Origin of the sequence: Streptomyces sp. NPDC088254 (assembly GCF_044740925.1) — a bacterium.
GTDB lineage: Bacteria > Actinomycetota > Actinomycetes > Streptomycetales > Streptomycetaceae > Streptomyces.
In genome coordinates, this window is sequence record NZ_JBIURQ010000002.1 from 394,590 (window position 1) to 417,936 (window position 23,347).

The window sequence follows — 23,347 nt, forward strand, 5'->3', positions numbered from 1 at the left end:
GGGGGTTGATGTGCGTGATCGGGTTGCGCACGGAAGTCCGTGCCGGTTGTCGGTGCGCACGCCTACTCTGGCCCCGTGACCCAGCAGCCTCTCGTCAGCCCAGGTTCCGAGCCGGACCCCGCCGCCGGCGGGTCGGTGCTGTCCGCGCCCACTCCGCAGCAACTGCGCGACAAGCTCGCGGAGCTGGTGGTGCGTGATCTGCTGGGGCCGACCGGGAACGAGCCGGAGGAACTGGCGGGCAACCCTCTGGACCACTACATCATCGGGCGACTGGCTCCCGGTGGTGTGCGGGACGAGGACGGTGCCACCCTGCGGACCGTCGGCAAGGTGGTCGAGCCGGAGACGCTCGAAGAGCCGGGCATGGCGCCCGAGCAGGAGCCGGAGGCCGGGGACCCCGAGCCCTCCGCGCCCGCCATGCCGAGCCTCCACCCGTCGACGCTGGGACTGACCCTGAGGGTGGAGCGCCAGGTCCAGGAGCTGACGGTCGACTGCGCCTGGGCGCGGTACGAGCGCGGGGACTCGGAGATCGAGGGAAACCCGAAGCGGGTGTGGCACCGGGTGCCCTGCTCGGGCGCGGTCACCGTGAAGCTGGTGGAGGGGAAGCTGGCGCCCCAGGCGGTGCATGTCCGGGACTTCCCGCACATCGTGGTGCGCGGGCGGGCCCGCCTGCACGAGGGGTCCTGGCTGGTGTCCCTGTTCCTCGTCAACGGGCAGGAGAACAAACCGGGTTCCACCCACTGGATGTTCCAGGCCTCGATGAGCGTGGCGGGCGCCCCGGACACCGCACCCTTCCTGCCGCGCCGTTCCGCCGAGCAGCAGCCCGGCAGCAGCCAGGACGAGCGGCGCTCGCTCGCCATGACGTACCGCTTCCACCCCGAGTTCGCCGTCGGCCACGGCACAGGTGTGCACGCCGAGACCGATCCGGCCAACGCCAGGCGTGCCGTGCGCCTCTCCACCACGGCCACTCCCTCGTACGAGGTGCCGCACACGGACGTGCCGGACCCGCGCCGCGACCCGCGTGACGAGGACCTGCCGGAGCTCAGGGACCTCGTGCTGGACATGAGCGAGTTGAGCCGGCTGGAGATCCCTCCGCTACGCGCCGCGCTGCTTCCCCTGGTGGAGGGCTACCGCTCCTGGATCGAGCGGCAGAGGCAGTCGGTCGACGATCCCGCCGCCGGACTCGACGCCTACCGCGCCGAAGCAATGGAGAACATGCGTCTCGCCGGTGAGGCGGCCGAACGCATCCAGGCCGGCATCGACCTGCTGCGGGACGACCCCGACGCCCTCCACGCCTTCCGGTTCGCCAACCGTGCCATGTGGCACCAGCGGGTGCACACCATGGCCGCAGGGGACCGGCGCCGCTCGCCCACCACGTCGCTCGAGGAAGCGGTCCAGGTACGCGACCTGCCGGAGAACCGCAGCTGGCGTCCGTTCCAGCTGGCGTTCCTGCTGCTCAACCTTCCTTCCCTCGCCGATCCCGCTCACCACGAGCGCACCGACGGCCGCGGCGCGCTGGCCGACCTCCTGTGGTTCCCCACCGGTGGTGGCAAGACCGAGGCGTATCTGGGCCTGACCGCGTTCACGCTCGCCATCCGGCGCCGCAAACCCCACCTCGGCGGCCTCGACGCAGAGCACGGTGTCGCCGTGATCATGCGGTACACATTGCGTCTGCTCACCATCCAGCAGTTCCAGCGTGCCGCAGCGCTGATCTGCGCCTGCGAGGCCATCCGGCGCGAGGAGCCGGACCGCTGGGGCCGCAATCCGTTCCGTATCGGCCTGTGGGTGGGTGGCAGGGTCACCCCCAACACGACCGACCAGGCATCCGACTGGGTCAAGGAGCGCAAGAAAGACAAGGGGTACAGCGGCTTCGGCCGTATGGGGTCCCCGCACCAGCTCACTAGCTGTCCCTGGTGCGGCGCGAAGATGGAGGCGGGTCGCGACATCACCGTCGAGCCCACCCTGCGCCGGACGTTCATCACCTGCCCCGATGCCTACGAATGCCCCTTCGGCGCCGCCGCCTTCGGTCTGCCCGCCGAGGAGCAGGGGCTGCCGATCCTCGTGGTGGACGAGGAGATCTACCGCCACCCGCCCAGCCTCGTCATCGCCACCGTCGACAAGTTCGCCCAGCTGCCGTGGAAGGGCGAGACCCAGGCGCTGTTCGGCCAGGTGTCCCGCCGTTGCACACGGCACGGGTACGTCACGCCGTCCGCCGTCGACGCGGAATGGGAGTCCGCCGGCCATCCGACGAGCAACGGTCATCCGGCCGCTTCCACCGTGGACGCGGTGCGGGTGCGCCCACCGGACCTGATCGTCCAGGACGAGCTGCACCTCATCTCCGGCCCGCTCGGCTCTCTCACCGGCCTGTACGAGACCGCCGTGGACCGGCTCTCCACCTGGAATCCCGAGCCTGAGCGGGCTGTGCGGCCGAAGGTCATCGCCTCCACGGCGACCGTCCGCCGTGCCGACCGCCAGATACACGACCTCTTCGCCCGCAGGACGGCGGTCTTCCCACCGTCGGGACTGAACGCCGACGACACCTTCTTCGCACGGCGCCGGGACCCCGAGGAGACGCCCGGCCGTCGGTATGTGGGCATCTGCGCCCAGGGCGTCCGCACCAAGTCGGTGGCGATCAGGGTGTTCGTTGCCCAGCTCGCCGCCGCCCAGCACCTCTACGAGACCTACGGGGCGAGCGAGCTGACCGACCCGTACATGACGCTCGTCGGCTACTTCAACAGCCTGCGGGACCTCGGCGGCATGCGGCGGCTCGTGGAGGACGACGTGTCGGCGAGGCTGCTGCGGGCGGACCGCCGGGGACTCGCCGCTCGGCGGATCGGCGAACCGGCCGAGCTCACCAGCCGAATGGCCTCCGACGCCATCCCCGACATCCTGGAGAAGCTCGACATCAGCTTCGGCCGCCGGCCCAAGGGCTCGCCCCGCCCCATCGACGTCCTGCTCGCCACCAACATGATCGCTGTCGGTGTGGACGTGTCCCGGCTCGGCGTCATGGTCGTCAACAACCAGCCGAAGTCGACCGCCGAATACATCCAGGCCACCAGCCGCGTCGGCCGCCGGGCTCCCGGTCTCGTCTTCACCGTCCTCAACTGGGCTCGACCGCGCGACCTTTCGCACTACGAGACCTTCGAGTCGTTCCACGCCACCATCTACCAGCACGTCGAGGCGCTGTCCGTCACGCCGTTCGCCGACCGCGCCGTCGACCGGGGCCTGACCGGTGTCCTGGCCTCCCTGGTGCGCAATCTCAAGCCCGACTACAACCCCAACCGCGGGGCCCAGTGGGTGGACCGCCGCGGCGAGGTCGTCAGTCACGCCGTGCGCTCCCTGGAGCTTCGCGCCAGAGATGTCCTGGACGACCGGCACGTCGTCGACGAGGTCCGTACCCGGCTCGACGCCCGCCTCGACTACTGGGAACAGAAGCGCAGGGCACCCGGAGCAGTACTCGGCTACCGCGCGGCACGGCGCCAGGGCGACGTCGCTCCTCTGCTGCTGGAGCCGGACAGCGGTCCCTGGCGGCTGATGACCTGCCCGACGTCGTTGCGTGAGGTCGAACCGCCGATCAGGCTGATCTTCACCGGTACGACGGGAATAGAAGCCGACGAAGAGCCGCCCTACATCCCGCGTCAGCAGGCCGACGACCGCGCCCCGGACGCTGACGAAGATCCCTGGGAGACGACATGAGCAGCCCCGCCGCCGAAGCACTCCGCGTGGGCGAGCTGCGTCCCAGCCAGCTCCTGCACACGTACGGCATCGGCGCCGTCACCGACCTGCCCAACCTGTCCACCATGGTCCTGGGCCTCGACGAGTGGGACCAGGTTCGTGCCCGCCCCCTGACCGAGGACCGCCTCCTGGCGGCCGTACGCCGCCGCCTCGGCGGACAGGTCACCGCCCTGCGCACCCCGCCGCACCTGCCGGAGAACCCGGCGGACCCGTACGGCGACTGGACCAGGACGGGCGTACCCGTCGGCCTGTTCCCGCGATGGCTGCGCTGCTCACGCGAGCGGTGCAACCAGCTGGCGCCCGCGTCGAGCGGCCTCTTCCAGCTCGTACGGAACCTCTACCGCCCCGAGAAGACCAAGTACGTCCACACCAACTGCGGCGGCCCCGGCAAGGGCCAGCCGACCGCGCTGCCCGCGCGCTTCCTCGTCGCCTGCCCCGCCGGGCACATGGACGACTTCCCCTGGGTCTACTTCGTCCACGGCGCCGGCGCTCCGTGCGCGAGCCCCACGCTGAGCCTGACCGAGTCGGGCACCACGGGTGAGGCCGCCAATGTCTTCGTGCGCTGCACGTGCGGGGCGGTCCGCTCCATGGCGGATGCCATCGGCCAGGCCGGGGAGCGGAATCTGCCGGCCTGCCGAGGCCACCACCCGCACCTCAGCACGTTCGTCCCGGGCGGGTGCCCGGAACACGCGCGCGCCATGGTGCTCGGTGCCACCAACAGCTGGTTCGCCTCCCAGCTGAGGGTGTTCAGCATCCCCCGTGCCCAGGAACCGCTCACTCAGGCGGTCAAGGAGCACTGGAGCCTTCTGTCCCCGCTGGCCGCCGTCCCGGCCGACGCGGCGAAGATGCTGCTGCCCACGCAGGCGTGCTGGCCCGAGCTGGAACAGTACGGGGCGGACGCCGTGTGGGCGGCCGTCACCAAGGAGGCGCAGGCGGTCGTCGGCCACCAGGACGACGAGGACGAGGAAGTCGACCTCATCACCCCCGAGTGGCGGGCCTTCACTCACCCCCGCGACCACGCCCTGCCCGACTTCACCACCGTGCGCGAGCGGCATGTGCCCGACGGCACGGCCGACTGGCTTGACAGTGTCGTGCTGGTCCACCGGCTGCGCGAGGTGTCGGCGCTCACCGGCTTCACCCGGATCGAGGCCCCCGAATGGCTGCCGGACGAGGAGGCGCGAACCCTTCCCGGAGCCCCGCTCAGCCGCAATGACCCCACGTGGGTTCCCTGCGCGGAACTGCGTGGCGAGGGAGTGTTTCTCGCTCTCAAGGAGCAACCGCTCGCTGAATGGGAACGGCGGGAAGCGGTACTCGCCCGCGAGCAGGCCCTGAAGTCCGCACACCGGGACTGGTGCACGGCCCGCGGGGTGGAACCCCGCTGGCCCGGAATCAGGTACGTCCTCCTGCACACCCTGGCCCATGTGCTCATCCGACAGTTCGCCCTGGAGTGCGGCTACGGCGCTTCGGGCATAGCGGAACGCATCTACGCCCGCTCCGGCCCCGACTCCATGTCCGGGATCCTTCTCTACACCGCCGCCCCCGACAGCGAGGGAACCCTGGGCGGACTGGTCTCGCTCGGCCGCGGTGACCGGCTCGGGCCTGCCATCGCCCAGGCCCTCGAAGAGGCCGGGCTGTGCAGCTCGGACCCGATGTGCGCCGAGCACGACCCGCGTATCCACGCCCGGCTGCACGGGGCGGCTTGCCATGCCTGCCTGTTCGCGGCGGAGACCTCCTGCGAGCGGGGCAACCACTACCTGGACCGGGCGCTGCTGGTGGAGACGCTGGCGGACGACAAGTGCGCGTTCAGGCCATGAGCAGGCCGGGGGGCCAACGCCCGAGCGAACCGGGTACGCCGTCCCTTCCCACATCAGGCGTGCCTGCCGCCCGCAACAGTGTCGGCTCGCCCCGTCTTCCTCGGCTCCTGGCGGGGCTCTGCGATCGCCTGCCGGAGGACCGTATCGCCGTCGTGGAGCAAGTCCTCCATATGGTCGCCGGTCCTGATGACCCCGTGCTCAGCCGTTTCATCGTCGCCCAGTCCGCCGCCGGCCTGGCGCAGCAGCTCTCGGAGATCACCCGCGTCTGGAGCGCCGAGGTGCCGGACATGAGCGGTGCGGGCCTCGCGCTCGCCCTGGCCACCGCCCGGTCGTTCCCCCGGCCCCGCCCCGCCCAGGTCGCGGTGAGCGGACCGATGAGCGCGTCTCTACCGACACGACTGACGAGTGGTGTCGCCGTGGAGGTCATCCGCTCGGCGCGCAGCTCACTTCTGATCGCGAGTTTCGCCGCGCACGGCGCACGGAACGTCGTAGCGGAGATAGGGCGAGCGGTCGGCCGAGGGGTTCGCGTGGACCTCCTCCTCGAGGAGTCCACACAGGCGTCGGCGGCGTTTGTCGCACTTCCCGGCCAAGTACATGTCTGGCATCGCGTCGGTTCCTCGGGTGTCCTGCACGCGAAGCTGATCGCCGCCGACCGGCACACAGCGCTGCTGGGCAGCGCCAACCTCACTGACCGGGCCTTGTCCGACAACATCGAGCTCGGTGTCGTCCTCCGTGACCCGCAGTCGGTGGAACCGCTCGTCGACCACTTCCGCTGGCTCTTGGCGCCGGAGAACGAGGTCATGCGGCTCGCGTGAGCTCATGTCGCGCGCGCAACCCGCGGCCGTTCCCCGGCGTCCCCCACTGCGACATCGACCACACGATCGACGACACAGGGGGACCTGGATGGCGCTGTTCGGCAACGCGCACACCATCGACACGGCGACGGCCCAGCAGGAGTACGCGCGGCTGCTGGGCCAGGGGGAGCGGGTGAATGCCGCCTATCTGCTGATCCGGGACACGATCCTCCTCACCGACCGGCGGCTGCTGCTGGTCGACAAGCAGGGGATCACCGGGAAGAAGGTGGAGTACCACTCCATCCCGTACCGCAGCATCACCCACTTCGCGGTCGAGACCGCCGGCACGCTCGACCTCGACGCCGAGCTGAAGATTTGGGTGTCGGGCACGCCGATGCCGATCCGGAAGTCGTTCACCAAGGACGTGGACATCTACGAGGTGCAGGCGATCCTCACCCAGTTCGTGGCCAAGTAGGCCACCGCTGGTGGACGCGAGGGCCGGGGGCTCGTGGTCACCCGGCCCTCGCGCGTCTCGTGTGCTACCTGAGCACGCCCGCGCCCGTCGTCGTCAGCGACGTCGGCAGGTTCTTCGCCGAGGTCTCCAGTCCGGCCGTCAGGGTCGGGGTCCAGTTGACCGTCGTCTTCAGGTCCTTGGAGGACGCGGCGTTGTAGGCGGCGACGAGGTCGGTCGCCGTGCCGTTGACGAGGTTGCCGGAGTCCTTGACCGCGCCGGTGCCGTCGCCGCTGAGCAGCTTGGCGACCTTCACGCTCGACGGGACCTTCCAGTAGTTGTTCTCCGCGACGACCTGGGCCTTGGCGCGTGAGTTGATGCTGTACTGCACCGCGTAGCCGTTGAGGGGCGTCACGTCGTACAGGTTGTTGTAGATGTGCACCTGGCCGACCCGGGCGAGCGGGGCGCGCTGGACGATGCCCTTCCACACGTTGTGGTGGAGGGAGACGCGCAGCTTGCCGGCGGGCTCGCTGTCGCTGCTGCCGATCAGCATGGTCTTGTCATGGCTGGTGAACTGGTTGCGGGAGACGGTCACCAGGTCGGAGCTCTTGGTGATGTCGAGTGCCCCGTCGTGGATCTGGTACTCGCGGCCGAAGTACTTCGGGTTCGCGGTGTCGAAGCGCGGGGCGTCGGTGAACGTGTTGTGGTCCGCCCACACATGGGTCGCGCCGCGCAGGGTGACGGCGTCGTAGTTGCTGTTCCAGTTGCCGTCGTCGCCGTCGGTCGGGTCCCACTGGGGGAAGCAGTCCTCGGTCGCGGCGAAGGTGAGGTTGCGGACGATGACGTTGTCGACGCCCTGGATCTGGAGCATGGCCCCGGTGAGACCGGCGCCGGTGCCGGGCACGCCCACGATCGTGGTGTTGGCGGGCACCTTGAGGACGACGTTCTTGGCCTGCTTGTTCTGCGCTGCGACGCGGGCCGTCTCCTGGGCGCCGGAGGGCAGCTTGGAGCGGCCGTAAGTGGCGGGGTCGAAGGCCTTCAGGTAGGCGGGGAGCGAGTAGCCGGTGCCGGACGCGTAGTCGGCGCAGGTCAGCTTCTTGCCCGAGTCGTCGGTGTTGGCGTCGATCGTGCCCTTGACCTTGATGATCCGAGGCGTGGTGTCGGACGCCGAACCGAGCGCCTTCACCAGCTCGGCGCGGGTGGACACGGTGAAGGTGTGCGCGGCGTCGGCAGTGCTGCCACCGGTCGTCCCCGTCCCCGAGGACGCCCAGCCGTCCTTGGCGGCGAGCGTCTGGTGGTACAGGTCCACGGTCCCGGCGCCGGCGTTCGCCACGAGCACCCCGGCCCCGGCCGCGGCGGCCACGAGGGCGGCGGACACGGCGAGAACACGACGCTTGCGAGGAGACCGTCGGTGGGAGGGAGCTGCCACGGGTGAATCCTTACGAGAGGAAGCGATTACGCCCTCTCAGTGGCCACCACGGTTACAGAAGTTGCCGCCCCATCAGATTCTTTTCTTCCCCCTGCCCCTCACCACGTCACTCCAGGCCCCCTACCTGCGAAGAGTCGGCAAAGCACTGCTAAGGTCCGCTCACTTGTGCGAGAGCGGGGGCTCTCGCGGGGAGGGAAACAGCACGTGGGCAGAAACGCCCGGAGATCCGGCGGTCCTGTCGCCGCGCTCTCCGCACTGACCGTCGCGATCACGACCGTCCTCGTAGGAACCGGCGGCGGCGACGCGGCCGCCCACCCGGCCGCCGGCACCGCGACGACAACCCCGTCGGCGACCGCCAGGACCGCCGCGGCCACCACCGAGATCACACTCGCCGACCCGGTCTCCGACACACCGCGCACCGAGCGGCCGCTCGTCGCCGGCCGCACCGGCTATCTGCACCGGCAGAGCGGGGTCGCCGGACTGCAGTGGACGGACTACGCCTCCGGCGCCACCGTCGTCGTGGAGACGGCCGACGGCGTCCACGCGCCGACCGCGCCCTGCGCCACCGTGACCTCCAGGTGCCGACCCGCCTGGTACGGCTCGGGTGCCGATCTGGTGGCCCTGCCGGCGGAGTCGTCCGGCACGTCCGTCACCCTGTGGAACCCGGTGACACGGGGGACGTCCACCGTCACCTCCACCCAGCCCTACCGCGCGCTCGCTGGGGAAACGGTCGTCACCGCCCGGACACTCGTCGACTTCCCCGACGGCAAACGGCGTGAGCGCGCCTTCACCGGCGACCGGATCACCGTCGGGGAGGAGGCGGTCGCCGCCGCCGACGCCCGGGGCGTGCTGGTCGCCGACAACAGCTCCCTCTACTACCTCGACGTCGAGTCGGCGGTCGCCACCCTGGCGTTCACCTCGCTCACGACCGGGTTCCCGGTGTTGAGCGGCGACCGGTTCGGCTGGTACGACGACTCCACCGGAGAGCTCAGGCTGAAGTCCCGCACCGACGCGGCCGCCGACCCTGTGACGTTCACGGTGCCGTATCCGAGACGGCCGGACACCGCGCCGTTCCCGGCTCGGCCGAACAGCGCCCCGGTCCTCACCGGCGACCGTTTGCTGCTGCCGGTCAAGACCTACGCGGGGACGACCCGGCTGACGGCCGTGTCGCTCACCGACGGCTCCCAGCAGGACCTGCTCCCCACGGCTGACGGCTACCTGCTGCCCGTCGGCGGCGACGAAGCCCTGGTCAGCGGAGGCACCGGCGCCGGCGACTGGTGGACGCAGCGGGTGAGCCCCACCGACGACGGCGCCCTGCGGCTGACGAAGCTCTTCCAGGTCCCGGCTCCCGAGTACGCCAAGACCGGCCTCGCCCTCAGCCGCGGCAGCCTGCGCGTCGCGGCGGACAGCCCGTCGACCACCGATCACGCCACCTCCCTGCGGACACTGACGACGGACGGCTCCACGACGCTGACCGCGTCACCGGCCATGGCGGACGCGGAGGTCTACGCCTCCTGCCCGTACCCCGGCACCGAGTGCGCGATGCTCTGGGGCAACGCGGACGACGCGCCGGACGACGTCTACCTCACCAGCCGCACGGGCGGCGACGCGCCGCCGGACCGCGTGAACGCCACCCGGTCCGCGTCGGCGGAGTTCGGCACCTGGGGCGGTCGCATCGTCGACGTCTCCGACGACTACGTGATCTACGAATCAGGTGGTTCCGCTCCCGTCCAGTACGTCACGGAACTCAACCGGACGTTGCGCCTGAAGCGCACGGCTCGCGCCGCCGCCGTGAACGGCCCCACACTCTGGAGCGCCACCGGCGTCACCGGCCAGGTCACCTCCTACCACCTGGACGAGGAGAAGACCCTCGCCACGCTCGCCCTGCCCGGCGCGGGATGCGTCCCGACCGAGCTCCAGGCCGCGGGCCGCTGGCTTTACTGGGCGTGCGGCACGGCCTCGGCCGGCGTGTACGACACCCGGGCCCGCACGGCGGTCCCCGTCACCCCGGGCGACGTGCTGCTGGGAGACGGCTACACCGTCCGCCACGACCACACGACGAACGAACTCGTCCTGACCGAGGCCGCCACCGGCGCCACCCGTGTGCTCGCCTCCCGGGTCCCGGAGACCGGCCTGGCCGCCGACCGCCGGTACCGGTGGACGGTGGACGAGTACACCGGCCTGGTCGCCTGGACCGACCTGCACGAGCAGGTCCACGTCTCCACCACCGGGGTGACCCCGTCCGCGCCGACCGTGTTCAAGTGGAACTGGGACGCCCTCGCGCCCCTCGGCTCCGCCGACTACTGGGTCTCCACCTGGCGGCTGTCCCGTCCGGTCACCTCCTGGACTCTCACCCTCACCTCGGTGCAGAGCGGCCCGGGCACAGTGGCCACCCGCACGCTCACCGGCGGCCCGGCCGCCTCATCGGTCATGGCACGGTGGAACGGCCTCACCGCGAACGGCGTCCGCTTCCCCAACGGCCCCTTCCGGTGGTCCCTGGCCGTGACCGGCCTCAACTCCTCCGCCGCCACCTCGGTGAGCAGTGGAAGCGGCTCCGTCCGACAGGGCCTGCCGGTGCGTCAGGACTACGGCCACACCGACGGCATCGGCGACCTGCACACCCTCAACACCTCCGGCGGCCTGACCCTCCACACCGGCACGGGCACCGGAACGTTCGCCGCGTACGGCTCCAGCACGGGCTGGGCCAAAACGATCACGGCCGTGCCGGTCGGCGACCTGAGCGGCGACCGCTGCAACGACATGCTGATCCGGTTGAGCACCGGCGCCCTGCGCCTCTACAAGCCGAGGTGCGACACGGCCCTCACGCCGTCCACGCCGTACACGACCCTTGGCGCGAGCGGCTGGAACCAGTACGACGTCCTGACCGCCCCCGGTGACGTCACGAAGGACGGCCGCCCCGACCTCATCGCCCGCAACACCGCCACCGGCGCGGTGTACCTCTACAAGGGCACGAGCACCGGCACCCTGGCCGCCCGCGTGCAGCTGTACGCCAACTGGAAGGCGTACAAGAGGATCGTCGGCGTCGGCGACCTCAACGGCGACGGCGTCGGCGACCTTCTGGCTCAGGACAAGGCGAACAACCTCTTCCGCTGGTTCGGCACGGGCAAGGGGACCTTCGGCGGTGCGGTGAAGCTGGCCGCCGGCTGGGGCGGGTCGTACAACGCGGTGGTCGGCGTCGGCGACATCAACCGTGACGGCCGCAACGACATCGTGGCCCGTGACACGGCCGGCAGCCTGTACCGCCACTACGGCGACGGCAAGGGCTCGTTCCTCCCCCGGACGCTGATCGCGAAGGGCTGGGGCGGCTACCGCGCCCTGCTGTGACGGTGGGCCCTGGACAAAGAAGGTGACGAAGGCCGAGCGGAGGGATCCTAGGGGTCCCTCCGCTCTGGTGTGCGGGTGCTGCGGTCAGCTCGTTGTCGGGGAGGTCGAGGCCGACGCTCCCGGCTGCACCGCCGAGTCTGTGCCGTCGTGGGTGGTGTCGGGGTCGACTCCCATGGTGATCGAGCCCCGCACCCCCTTGGCTATGCGCTTCTTGTCGTACGTCAGCTTGAGCAGGCCGCCCGTGACGCCGCTCTGGTCGTAGATGGTGTCCTCGGTGAGGGTGGTCCGCTCGGTGGTGTTGGTCGAGTACGGGGCCACCGTGGCCGAGGCGAGGACGGACTGCTCGTCGAAGAAGAACTGGCCGGTGTGGCAGGCGTGGCCGCCCTCGTAGCCGGCGGCGGTCCACTTGCCGTCCACGTGCACCTTGGTGTGGATGTGCACGCAACGGCCCCGGTACCAGCCGGGGAAGATCGTCCTGAAGGTCACCCGGCCCTGCCGGTCGGTGCGCCAGGTGCCGCGCAGGTACCGCTTGTCGTCGGTCGGCTCCTCGTGTCCGCCGCCCCCGCCGCCGGGGCCGCCGGTCGGCGCTCCGCTCGGGGGCGCTCCGGTGGGGGTGCCCGACGGCGGCGCGCCGGTGGGGGCGCCGCCTCCGCCGCCCCCGGTGGACAGGCTCTCGTAGCCCGAGTACAGGCCCAGGGCGTCGCAGTGCCAGATGTCCACCGCCGCGTCGGGGACGGGCTTGCAGGTCTCGGCGTCGATGACCGTGAGGTCGAGGGTGAGCGGGATGCCCTCCCTGTCCTCGGTGATGTCCCGGCGGAGCTTGTCGGCGTCGATGTAGTAGGGGCCCTCGGTGGTCTCCGAAGTGAGCTTGTAACAGGCCCTCGCCTCGGCCGAGGCTTTCGATTCGGCTCCGGCCCCCTTCGCCTTGCCGGGCTCCCCGGCGAACGCGCCCGCCGCCAGCGCGCCGCCCGCACCGACCGCGACCACCGCCCCGGCGCCGGCGACGACGACCTTGCGGCGCGTCAGATCTCTTTTGTGCTTGGGACCTTGCTTGTCGGCCGTGCTCGGCTTGTCTTCCGTGTGTTCCGTGTTTCCCGTCATGAGCGAGGAAGCTAGAAGGCCGACCTGTCAGGAGCGTGGGGATGGGCTGTGCCGTTGCATGGATCTGTGCCGTTGCGTGGATCTGTGCCGCCTCGGGGAGCCGCGCCCTCTCATGGGTCAGCGGTCGACGGGCGCGGTGGCCGACGCCAGGCCCAGACCCGTGTGTGCCTGGCGCAGATGCTCCAGCCCTTCCCTGGCCGTTCGTGTGACTTCCTCGTACTCCACCGCCGTACGCGCGCTCGCCAGCAGCGCCCGGGCCCGCCGGTGGCATTCCGCCGCGCTGGTCAGCGCCCGCGCCACCCCCTCGTCCGCGCCCTCCCAGGTCCGCGGGTCGGGTGGGGTCATGCCTCCGCCCAGCCGGACGAGCCAGTGGTTCGCCTCCGCCTCGGCGTCCAGGCCGGACGGGCGACGGACCCGGCGGCCGCGTCGCCGGACGACGATCCCGGCGACCGCGCCTGCGATCAGCAGCACCGAGAGCGTGATCGTGAACCCCATGGCTGTGGCTTTCCTCCCTGCCCCGCCGGCCCGCGCCGGCCTCGCCCTCCATGGAACGGCAGGCCGCTGTGGGCGTCCTCCGTGATTCCTGTGCGCCCCCGGTGAGAGGAAGGCGACCTTTGCCCGCCCATGCGAAAGGGACCTGGAACCGATGTCGGTTCCAGGTCCCTTTCCAGGTCAGCGCCTCGCGCTCGCCGACTGCGCCTTACTTCGGCTGCGGCTTGCGCACGCTCAGGTGCAGCTCACGCAGCCGCGCCTCATCCAGCTCCGTCGGCGCGCCCATCATCAGGTCCTGGGCGTTTCCGTTGAGCGGGAAGGCGATCGTCTCGCGGATGTTGGGCTCGTCGGCCAGCAGCATCACGATGCGGTCGACGCCGGGGGCGATGCCACCGTGCGGCGGGGCGCCGAAGCGCAGCGCGCGCAGCATGCCGGCGAACTCGCGCTCCACGGTCTCCTCGTCGTAGCCGGCGATGCCGAACGCCTTGAGCATGATGTCCGGCTCGTGGTTCCGGATCGCGCCGGAGGACAGCTCGACGCCGTTGCAGACGATGTCGTACTGCCAGGCCAGGACGTCCAGCGGGTCCTGGTTCTCCAGGGCGTCCATGCCACCCTGCGGCATGGAGAAGGGGTTGTGCGAGAAGTCGATCCGGCCGGTCTCCTCGTCCTTCTCGAACATCGGGAAGTCGACGATCCAGCAGAAGCGGAAGACGTTCTCCTCGAAGTGGCCGGAGCGCTTCGCGGCCTCGACGCGCACCGCGCCCATGATCTTGGAGACCTCGTCGAACTCGCCGGCGCCGAAGAACACGGCGTGCCCGGCGGCCAGCGACAGGCGCTTGGTCAGCTCGGCGACGTTCTCCTCGGTGAGGAACTTCGCGATCGGGCCGGACAGCGAACCGTCCTCGGCGACCCGCACCCACGCCAGGCCCTTCGCACCCTGCGAGACGGCGTAGTCGCCGAGCTGGTCGAAGAACTTGCGGGGCTGGTCCTGCACCGCGGGCACGGGCAGCGCGCGCACGTGCTTGCCGGCGAAGGCCTTGAACTCCGAGCCCTCGAAGACGTCGGTGATGTCCACCAGCTCCAGCTGGGCGCGCAGGTCCGGCTTGTCGGAGCCGTACTTCAGCATCGCCTCACGGAACGGGATCCGCGGGAAGGGGGAGGTGACCTCGCGGCCGTTGCCGAACTCCGTGAACAGCTCGGTCATCAGCTTCTCGATCGGCTGGAAGACGTCCTCCTGCTCGACGAAGCTCATCTCGACGTCGAGCTGGTAGAACTCGCCCGGCGAGCGGTCCGCGCGGGCGTCCTCGTCACGGAAGCAGGGCGCGATCTGGAAGTAGCGGTCGAAGCCGGAGATCATCAGCAGCTGCTTGAACTGCTGCGGGGCCTGCGGAAGGGCGTAGAACCGGCCCGGGTGCAGCCGGGAGGGGACCACGAAGTCACGCGCGCCCTCGGGGGAGGTCGCGGTGAGGATCGGGGTCGCCATCTCGTTGAAGCCGAGGGCCACCATCTTGTGGCGGATGGCGGAGATGACCGCCGTGCGCAGCATGATGTTGCGGTGCATGCGCTCGCGGCGCAGGTCCAGGAAGCGGTACTCCAGGCGCCGCTCCTCGTTGACGCCGTCCTCGGCGTTGATGGTGAAGGGGAGCGGCTGGGCGGCGCCGAGCAGCTCCACCTCGCCGACCTCGACCTCGACCTCACCGGTGGGCAGATCGGGGTTGACGTTCTCCGCGCCACGGGAGACGACCTTGCCGTCGACGCGGACGGTCGACTCCTTGGTCAGCCGGTCGAGGGCGTCGTAGGCGGGCGTCCCGGGACGGGCCACCAGCTGCGTGATGCCGTAGTGATCGCGGAGATCGATGAAGAGGATGCCGCCCAGGTCGCGCCGATTGTGCAGCCAGCCACTCAGCCGGACGTCGGTGCCGACGTCAGAGGCGCGGAGCTCGCCGCAGGTGTGGGACCTGTACCGATGCATCGTCGTTCATCCAGTCTTCGCGGTCGGGGGCTGTGTCGCGATCTGTGCCGCGGTCACGTGTTTCACGTGAAACAACCCCCAGCGTACCGGGCGGCCCACGGTCGGCTCCCCTCCATTCCGCGCGGGGTGATCGATCGGTGAACAGTGGCACGCTTCGATCGCCTGTTCTTAAAGTAGGTCAATGCGCACTGGCGAGCCTCTGCCCGCCGTGGGAGAGGTCCTCGCCTCTCTCGCGACCGGCCTGTGGCACTGGAGCACGGCCACCGGGCTGGTCACCGTCGACGCCGAGGCGGCCAGGCTGCTCGGCCTGCCCGCCGAGGAGGCCGTCCTCACGGAGGCCCAGGCCCGGGCCCGGCTGCACCCCGTCGACTGGAACGAGATCACCGGCGTGGTCCAGCTCGCCGTCGCCGAGGGCACCCTCGCCGAGGTGCGCATCCGGATCATGGACGATCAAGGGCGGGTCGTCCGGGTGGCCCGCAGCCGTTCCAAGCCGTCGTTCGACCCGGAGCTGCGGGCCTACGAACTGATCGGCACCCTCCAGGAGGTCACCGAGCCCCGGCCCGGCACCCCCGCCGGACGCACCGCCGTCACCGGCGACTGGCGGCGCTCCCGGGAGGCGTTCCTGCTGGACGCGGGCCGTGCGCTCGCGGAGGCGCGCTCCACGGAGGAGGTGCTGCGGGTCGCGGCGGCGCTGTCGATGCCGGGCTTCTCCCCGGACGGACTGGCGGTCTTCGGCGTCGAGGGCGACCGGCTGACGGTCATAGGGCACCACGGGCAGAAGGAGCGCGAAGAGGACCCGTTCACCCAGATGTCGCTCCAGACCGACTATCCGGCGGCGGAGGTGGTCCGCACCGGCCGGGCCGTGTATCTGTCCTCGCCCGGTCAGTACAAGGAGCGCTATCCGCTGACCTGGCCGCTGGCCTCGCACTTCGGCCGCCAGTCCTGGGCGTTCCTGCCGCTGACGGTGGCCGGCCGCACGATGGGCGCCTGGATGGCGGCGTTCACCCACCCGGTGGCGTTCACTCCCGACGAGCGGTCCGTGCTCACGACCGTGGCCCGGATGCTCGCCCAGGCCCTGACCCGGGCCGGTGCCGCCGAGACCCAGCGCGAACTGACCGACGGGCTGCAGCGCTCCATGCTGCCCACGCTCGGCCCGGAGATCCCGGGCATGACCCTCGCCGCCCGCTACATCCCGACCGGCGGCGGCCTCCAGGTCGGCGGCGACTGGTACGACGTGATCCCGCTGCCGGGAGGCGCCTCCCGCACGGCGTCCGAGGGCGGCCGTTTCGCCCTGGTCATCGGCGACGTCCAGGGTCATGACGTACGCGCCGCCGGCCTGATGGGACAGCTGCGCATAGCGCTGCGGGCCTACGCCTCCGAGGGCCACCGCCCCGACGCCGTCCTCTCCCGCGCCTCCCGCTTCTTCCACGGTCTCATCCACACCGGCGACGCCGACGCCCCCGCCGATCCCCGCTTCGCGACCTGCCTCTATGTGGAGGTCGACCCGGTGACCGGGATCCTGGAGACCGCCCGGGCCGGCCATCTCGACCCGGCGGTCCGGATGACCGACGGCACCGTCCTGGTCCGGGCCACGGCCGGCGGGCTCCCGCTGGGCATCGACCCGGACTCCGACTACCCCACCACCCGGCTCGCCCTGGAGCCCGGCGAGGCGCTGATGCTGTGCACCGACGGTCTGCTGGAGACCGGCGGACACGACCTCGACACCGGCTGGGGCCGGGTCCGCAAGACGCTGGAGGCGCACGAGGGAGACCTGGAGGAGCTGGCCGACGCGCTGGTCCAGGCCGTGCACGGCCCTTCGTCGCACCACACCACCGGCCCGCTGGCCGACCGCCGCGAGGACGACATCGCCGTCGTCCTCCTCTCCCGGCACGCCTCACCCGCACGGCCGTCCGGGCGGCGGACCATGCTGACGGTCGCCCAGGCCGAGCCCGAGCGGGTCGCCGAGGCCAGGCAGCAGCTGCGCGAGCTGCTGCACGACTGGCCCTGCGCCGACCAGGTCGACTCGGCGGTCCTGCTGGTGTCCGAGACGCTGACCAACGTGCTCGTGCACACGGATGCCGACGCGCTGCTCGTCGCCGAGGTCACCGGTCCGCCCGGCGGACGCCGTATCCGCATCGAGGTCACCGACACCAGCGACGACCTGCCCCACAAGCGCAGCCCCGGCGAGCTGGCGTCCTCGGGCCGCGGCCTGATCCTCATCGAACTGCTCGCGAACGCATGGGGGGTGTCCCCGCGCGGCCAGGGGAAGAGCATCTGGTTCGAGCTCTACGAGCCCCCCGCTGACGGGGTTCCCGGCGCTCCGGTCTCCGGGGGAGCGGTGTAGCGCTCCCGCAGTTCGTACATCACCCCGAACGCGGCGGCCGTCAGCGGTACGGCGAGCAGCATGCCGAGGATCCCGGCGACGGAGGCGCCCGCGGTGATCGTCAGCATCACCACCGCCGGGTGCATCTGCACGGTCCGGCTCTGGATCAGCGGCTGGAGCACATGCCCCTCCAGCACCTGCACGGCGAGCACCACCCCGAGCGCCCACAGCGCGATGACGAACCCCCGGTCGGCGAGCGCCACCAGCACGGCGACCCCGCCGGAGAGGAAGGCGCCCAGATAGGGGATGTAGGCGCCGACGAAGACCAGCGCGCCCAGCCCCGCCGCGCCGGGCACGCCCAGGACGAGCAGTCCGACGCTGATGCAGACGGCGTCGATGAAGGCGATCAAGGTCGTCCCCCGCATGAACCCCTCGACGGCGCGGAAGGCCCGCCGCGCCATCGCCTCCACCGTGTCCGCGGTCCCGCGCGGGGCGACGGCCCGCAGCCCGTCGACGGCGCGGTCGGAGTCGCGCAGGAAGAAGAAGACGAGCAGGAGCGCCAGCACCGCCATGGCGATGCTCTCGCCCACCACGCTCACCCCGCTGATCACCCCGGAGGCCGCGGTCCCGCCGAACTTGCGGAGCAGTTCCCGGGCGTTGGAGGCGACGTCGTCGAGCGAGGTGCCTGCCGCCCCGAAGTGCCGGGTCAGCCCCCGTGCCGCCTCCTTCAGCGAGGCGACGATCTCGTCCCCGCTGTCGATGAGCGCGGCGACGACGATGTAGACGGCCCCGCCGACCACCGCCACCACCGCCACGCACGTGACGGCGGCGGCCACCGACCGGTTCACCCGCGCCTTCACCATCCGCCGGTGGAAGGGCCCGAGCAGCGCGCTCCCCAGCAGCGCGAGCAGCACCGGCACGACGGCTGTGCGCAGCTCCGCGCACAGCCGGATCCCGACGTACCCGACGCCCGACACGAGCAGGACGACGGCACACCAGGCAGCGAGACGACGAACGGCTTCGGGCAGCAGACGCACCCCCTCAGCGCACCACGGTCCCCGCCCCATGTCTCCCGGAGGCGCCCCAGCCGGGTGACTGGGCGTCACCAACCGCAGAATCGATACCTCGTTGCCCTGACGGGTGAACTTCCTTTCGGGCCATGCGGGCCGCATATGCGCCTGCCTAGCTTCCGTGGCTGGAGGTGATGCTCGATGTACGAGCACAACGACACGCCGCCGCACGAGCCGACGGCACGGCAGGACGCGATCGACATCAACGACTTCGTGTTCGCGGCCACGGGAGCGCGGGTACGGAGGCTGACCACGCCGGAGGGGGAGCACTGGTTCCCCGCGACCGACGTGGCACGGAATCTCGGCTACGCGAACACGCGCGACGCGGTGAACAGCGTGGTGTCACAACAGCACGCAACAACGCTGGGCGATATTGCGCGAAGCGTCGGCCACAGCGACGCATCGCGCAACATCGCAGGTCACGGCCTGCGCAAGACGATGAAGTTGGTGAATCTCAAGGGACTCGTCCAGCTCGTCAACGGGTGCACGAAACCGGAGGCCCAGCCCTTCAAGGACTGGGTCTGCGAGGTCATCGAGACGATCCAGCGCGACGGCTTCTACGCCTTGCAGCCTGCTCCCGTGCAACCCGCCGACGCCAAGGTCACCGCCTACGTGATGCCGGACCAGGTCGCCGACGCCATCGTGCGCCTGGAGGAGCGGAACATCCGGGCGGACGAGATGATGCTGGCGTTCCAGGAGGAGCGGAACGACCTGCTGCGGCAGATCAGCCGCAGCCAGGACACCATGGCTGACGCTCTGCGTGACATCGCGCAGAGTCTCCGGCAGCCCCCCGACCGCTCCCGCACCACTTCGGCGCCGGCGTTGACGCCCCAGCAGCTCCTCACCAAGTGGAGGGCGGACAACCTCGTCGTCACGGAGGACGTGCACAAGGTGGCGGCCTTCCTGGCCCCGGCGCTGCTGCACGGTGGGGCCGCGTACCGCGTGGAGGAGATCGCCGCACGGACCGGGCTGTCGCCGTCGCGAGTACGCGACTGCCTCGACCTGCTGTTCGAGCAGGGATGCGTGCGGCGGGCGGGACGCGGCCCGGACGGAACGCCGTACTGCGCGCTGCCGTAACCGGCCCCGGCGCATCGAGCGGGCCCGAAGCCGCAAGAACACTTTGCGGCTTCGGGCCCGTTTCGTACCGTACCGGTTCCCGCGGGCCTACAGGCCCTTCTCCGTCATTCCGTGCACCGCCGGGATCGTTCCGAGCCGTCCCTTCTGGAAATCCTCGAACGCCTGCTGGAGTTCGTCACGGGTGTTCATGACGAACGGGCCGTAGTGGGCCATCGGCTCGCGGATCGGCTGTCCGCCGAGGAGGACGACCTCCAGGTCCGGCGTGTGGGAGTCCTGCTTCTCGTCCGCGCGGACGGTCAGCGAGCCGCCCGTGCCGAAGACGGCGGTCTGGCCCAGGTGGATGGGCCGGCGCTCGGCACCGACCGCGCCCTTGCCCGCCAGCACGTACGCGAGCCCGTTGAAGTCCTCCCGCCACGGCAGGGTGACCTCCGCGCCCGGCGCCACCGTCGCGTGGACCATCGTGATCGGCGTGTGCGTGATGCCGGGACCGGCGTGGCCGTCCAGCTCACCGGCGATGACGCGGAGCAGTCCGCCGCCGTCGGGGGTGGTGAGCAGTTGGACGCTGCCGCCGCGGATGTCCTGGTAGCGCGGAGGCATCATCTTGTCCCTGGCCGGCAGGTTCACCCACAGCTGGAGCCCGTGGAAGAGACCACCGGACACCACCAGGTGCTCCGGCGGGGCCTCGATGTGCAGCAGACCCGCGCCCGCCGTCATCCACTGGGTGTCCCCGTCGGTGATGGTGCCGCCACCGCCGTTGGAGTCCTGGTGGTCGAAGATCCCGTCGATGATGTAGGTGACGGTCTCGAAGCCGCGATGCGGGTGCCACGGGGTCCCCTTCGGTTCCCCAGGCTGATACTCCACCTCACCCATCTGATCCATCATGATGAACGGGTCGAGGTGGCGGTAGTTGATCCCCGCGAAGGCCCGGCGCACCGGGAAGCCCTCGCCCTCGTATCCGCTGGGCGCGGTGGTGACGGCGAGCACGGGACGGGCCACGGCGTCGGCCGCGGGGGCCACGCGGGGCAGCGTCAGCGGGTTCTCGACGGTCACGGCGGGCATGTCGGTACCTCCTTGGGCGACGTGCGGACCACTTTAGTTGAGCGTTGAACTTTCTGCCACCCAGAACGACGAGAGCCCGGAGGACATTCCCTCCGGGCTCCCACCGTCACAAGACGAGGAACGTCACAAGACGAGAAGATCGACTACCCGTACATCCGGCGCATCGCGAAGTCCACCATCTGCTCGACCGCCTTCGCGTCGAAGACCATCCGGTGCTCGCCCTCCATGTCGAGGACGAAGCCGTAGCCGGTGGGCAGCAGGTCGAGCACCTCGGAACCGGAGATCACGAAGTACTTGGACTCCTTGCCCGCGTAACGGCGCAGCTCCTTCAGCGTGGTGAACATCGGGATCACCGGCTGCTGGGTGTTGTGCAGGGCGAGGAAGCCCGGGTTGTCGCCGCGCGGACAATAGACCTTCGAGGTCGCGAAGACCTGCTGGAAGTCCTCGGCGACCATCTGGCCGGTGGTGAAGGCGCGTACCGCGTCCGCGAGCGAGGGCGGGGACGGCTCGGGGTACAGGGGCGGCTGCTGCCCGTAGCCGCCGGCCATGGGCTGCTGCGGCGGGGCGTACTGCTGCTGCGTGCCGCTCCCGTCCATGGGCTGGCCGTATCCATACATGAGCGCAAGCGTACCGAGCGCCGCCGCGGGGCGGGCCGGGACGGCGTTGCGGTCTGACGCGTCACACCTTCCCCGACGGGGTTGCGACTTATTACCGACGGGTAGCATCATCGGTAGCTACTTGTTGGTAAGCGAACTAGCGCGAGGAACCACAGTGCCTCGCCGATCTCTTCAACGGATCACGGGAGCCGTCGCCATGGGGCACTACAAGTCGAATCTCCGCGACATCGAGTTCAACCTCTTCGAAGTACTCGGACGCGACAAGGTGTACGGCACCGGTCCGTTCGGGGAGATGGACACCGAGACCGCCAAGAGCATCCTGGAGGAGCTGACCCGCCTCTCCGAGAACGAGCTGGCCGAGTCCTTCGCCGACGCCGACCGCAACCCGCCGGTCTTCGACCCGGAGACCAACACCGCGCCCGTCCCGGCGTCCTTCAAGAAGAGCTACAAGGCGTTCATGGACTCGGAGTACTGGCGCCTGGGCCTGCCCGAGGAGATCGGCGGCACCACCTCCCCCCGCTCCCTGATCTGGGCCTTCGCCGAACTGATCCTGGGCGCCAACCCGGCCGTCTGGATGTACTCCTCGGGCCCCGCGTTCGCCGGCATCCTCTTCGAGGAGGGCAACGAGGTCCAGAAGCACATCGCCAAGGTCGCCGTGGAGAAGCAGTGGGGCTCCACGATGGTCCTCACCGAGCCCGACGCCGGTTCCGACGTCGGCGCCGGCCGCACCAAGGCGGTCCAGCAGGAGGACGGCTCCTGGCACATCGAGGGCGTGAAGCGCTTCATCACCTCCGGTGAGCACGACATGGAGGAGAACATCCTCCACTACGTCCTCGCCCGTCCCGAGGGCCACGGCCCCGGCACCAAGGGCCTGTCCCTCTTCCTCGTGCCGAAGTACCTCTTCGACTTCGAGACCGGCGAGCTGGGCGAGCGCAACGGCGTCTACGCGACGAACGTCGAGCACAAGATGGGCCTGAAGGCCTCCAACACCTGCGAGATGACCTTCGGCGACCGCCACCCCGCCAAGGGCTGGCTGATCGGCGACAAGCACGACGGCATCCGCCAGATGTTCCGCATCATCGAGTTCGCCCGCATGATGGTCGGCACGAAGGCGATCTCCACGCTGTCGACGGGCTACCTGAACGCGCTGGAGTACGCCAAGGAGCGCGTCCAGGGTCCCGACCTCGCGAACTTCATGGACAAGACCGCGCCCAAGGTCACCATCACCCACCACCCCGACGTGCGCCGCTCGCTGATGACGCAGAAGGCGTACGCGGAGGGCATGCGCGCGCTGGTGCTCTACACCGCCTCGATCCAGGACGAGATCCAGGTCAAGGAGGCCGCAGGCGAGGACGTCTCCGCGCTGGAGGCCCTCAACGACCTGCTCCTGCCCATCGTCAAGGGCTACGGCTCCGAGAAGGGCTACGAGCAGCTCGCCCAGTCGCTGCAGACCTTCGGCGGCTCCGGCTTCCTGCAGGAGTACCCGATCGAGCAGTACATCCGGGACGCCAAGATCGACACCCTGTACGAGGGCACGACGGCGATCCAGGGTCAGGACTTCTTCTTCCGGAAGATCGTCCGCAACCAGGGCGCGGCGCTGAACTCCCTCGCCGAGGACATCAAGAAGTTCCTCGCGCTCGGCACCGGCGGCGAGGACCTCTCCGCGGCCCGCGAGCACCTGGCGAAGGCGGCCGTCGAGCTGGAGGCCATCGTCGGCCTGATGCTCACCGACCTCGCGGCCACCGAGCAGGACGTCAAGAACATCTACAAGGTCGGCCTCAACACCACCCGCCTGCTGATGGCGTCCGGCGACGTCGTCGTCGGCTACCTGCTCCTCAAGGGCGCGGCCGTCGCCGCCGAGAAGCTGGAGACGGCCTCCGCCAAGGCTCTGTCTTCCAAGGACGTGGCCTTCTACACCGGCAAGATCGCGGCGGCGAAGTTCTTCGCGGCGAACGTCCTGCCGGGCGTGACCCTGGCCCGCAAGGTCGCCGCCGGCGTCGAGCTCGACCTCATGGACCTGGACGAGGCGGCGTTCTAGGACCTGCCGGAATCTGTCCGGACGCGGCGGGCG

At 70.4% G+C, this 23,347-nt stretch carries 15 protein-coding genes; 8 read left to right on the plus strand and 7 right to left on the minus strand.

The window, feature by feature from the left end; all coding sequences use genetic code 11:
* Positions 1-75: 75 nt before the first annotated feature.
* From drmA to ACIOC0_RS08665, 4 genes are all read left to right on the plus strand, one after another.
* The gene (gene drmA, locus ACIOC0_RS08650; protein ID WP_402153825.1) at positions 76-3,693 is read left to right on the plus strand and encodes a DISARM system helicase DrmA; all 3,618 of its coding nucleotides are present in this window, start codon (positions 76-78) and stop codon (positions 3,691-3,693) included.
* Complete coding sequence (drmB, locus tag ACIOC0_RS08655; protein WP_402153827.1) at positions 3,690-5,546, plus strand: DrmB family protein; 1,857 nt, start codon at positions 3,690-3,692, stop codon at positions 5,544-5,546. Before drmA ends, drmB begins: the two co-directional genes overlap by 4 nt.
* Positions 5,547-5,605: 59 nt before the next feature.
* Positions 5,606-6,361 carry a DISARM system phospholipase D-like protein DrmC gene (drmC, locus tag ACIOC0_RS08660; protein ID WP_402153829.1) on the plus strand — a complete coding sequence of 252 codons (756 nt, stop codon included), beginning with the start codon at positions 5,606-5,608 and terminating at the stop codon, positions 6,359-6,361.
* An 88-nt stretch (positions 6,362-6,449) separates the two neighbouring features.
* Complete coding sequence (locus ACIOC0_RS08665) at positions 6,450-6,815, plus strand: PH domain-containing protein (protein ID WP_402153831.1); 366 nt, start codon at positions 6,450-6,452, stop codon at positions 6,813-6,815.
* A 64-nt stretch (positions 6,816-6,879) separates the two neighbouring features.
* Here ACIOC0_RS08665 and ACIOC0_RS08670 read toward each other — a convergent pair whose 3' ends face one another.
* Positions 6,880-8,220, minus strand: a complete 1,341-nt coding sequence (locus tag ACIOC0_RS08670; RefSeq protein WP_402153833.1) for a polysaccharide lyase family 1 protein — start codon at positions 8,218-8,220, stop codon at positions 6,880-6,882.
* Positions 8,221-8,424: 204 nt separating this feature from the next.
* Here ACIOC0_RS08670 and ACIOC0_RS08675 point away from each other — a divergent pair, with 204 nt between their 5' ends.
* Complete coding sequence (locus ACIOC0_RS08675) at positions 8,425-11,565, plus strand: FG-GAP repeat domain-containing protein (protein WP_402153835.1); 3,141 nt, start codon at positions 8,425-8,427, stop codon at positions 11,563-11,565.
* Positions 11,566-11,649: 84 nt separating this feature from the next.
* On the opposite strand, the gene ACIOC0_RS08680 is transcribed toward ACIOC0_RS08675, so the two are convergent.
* The 3 genes from ACIOC0_RS08680 to aspS all read right to left on the minus strand — a co-directional run bounded on the left by ACIOC0_RS08680 (position 11,650) and on the right by aspS (position 15,130).
* Positions 11,650-12,666, minus strand: a complete 1,017-nt coding sequence (locus ACIOC0_RS08680) for an intradiol ring-cleavage dioxygenase (RefSeq protein ID WP_402153837.1) — start codon at positions 12,664-12,666, stop codon at positions 11,650-11,652.
* Between the two features lie 117 nt (positions 12,667-12,783).
* Positions 12,784-13,161, minus strand: coding sequence for a hypothetical protein (locus ACIOC0_RS08685; protein WP_402153839.1), 378 nt, complete (start codon positions 13,159-13,161; stop codon positions 12,784-12,786).
* Positions 13,162-13,366: 205 nt separating this feature from the next.
* On the minus strand, positions 13,367-15,130 hold the full coding sequence (aspS, locus tag ACIOC0_RS08690; protein ID WP_402153841.1) for an aspartate--tRNA ligase: 1,764 nt from the start codon (positions 15,128-15,130) through the stop codon (positions 13,367-13,369).
* A 181-nt stretch (positions 15,131-15,311) separates the two neighbouring features.
* On the opposite strand from aspS, the gene ACIOC0_RS08695 reads away from it, so the two are divergent.
* Positions 15,312-17,474 (plus strand): SpoIIE family protein phosphatase, encoded by a 2,163-nt coding sequence (locus ACIOC0_RS08695; RefSeq protein ID WP_402153843.1) that lies wholly within the window; start codon positions 15,312-15,314, stop codon positions 17,472-17,474.
* Here the strand turns inward: ACIOC0_RS08695 and ACIOC0_RS08700 are convergent.
* Positions 17,417-18,490 (minus strand): AI-2E family transporter, encoded by a 1,074-nt coding sequence (locus ACIOC0_RS08700; protein WP_402153845.1) that lies wholly within the window; start codon positions 18,488-18,490, stop codon positions 17,417-17,419. The genes ACIOC0_RS08695 and ACIOC0_RS08700 overlap by 58 nt on opposite strands.
* Before the next feature lie 174 nt (positions 18,491-18,664).
* Between ACIOC0_RS08700 and ACIOC0_RS08705 the strand changes: the two genes are divergently transcribed.
* Entirely contained in the window at positions 18,665-19,600 is a 936-nt protein-coding gene (locus tag ACIOC0_RS08705) for a Bro-N domain-containing protein (RefSeq protein ID WP_402153847.1), read from the plus strand.
* 87 nt (positions 19,601-19,687) lie between these two features.
* On the opposite strand, the gene ACIOC0_RS08710 is transcribed toward ACIOC0_RS08705, so the two are convergent.
* Both ACIOC0_RS08710 and ACIOC0_RS08715 read right to left on the minus strand, forming a co-directional pair.
* The gene (locus ACIOC0_RS08710) at positions 19,688-20,659 is read right to left on the minus strand and encodes a pirin family protein (RefSeq protein WP_402153849.1); all 972 of its coding nucleotides are present in this window, start codon (positions 20,657-20,659) and stop codon (positions 19,688-19,690) included.
* A gap of 143 nt (positions 20,660-20,802) precedes the next feature.
* A complete protein-coding gene (locus ACIOC0_RS08715) occupies positions 20,803-21,276 on the minus strand; it encodes an SseB family protein (protein WP_402153851.1) in 474 nt (157 codons plus the stop codon).
* Positions 21,277-21,472: 196 nt separating this feature from the next.
* Here ACIOC0_RS08715 and ACIOC0_RS08720 point away from each other — a divergent pair, with 196 nt between their 5' ends.
* Positions 21,473-23,314 (plus strand): acyl-CoA dehydrogenase, encoded by a 1,842-nt coding sequence (locus ACIOC0_RS08720; protein WP_402153853.1) that lies wholly within the window; start codon positions 21,473-21,475, stop codon positions 23,312-23,314.
* The last annotated feature ends 33 nt before the right edge of the window (positions 23,315-23,347 follow it).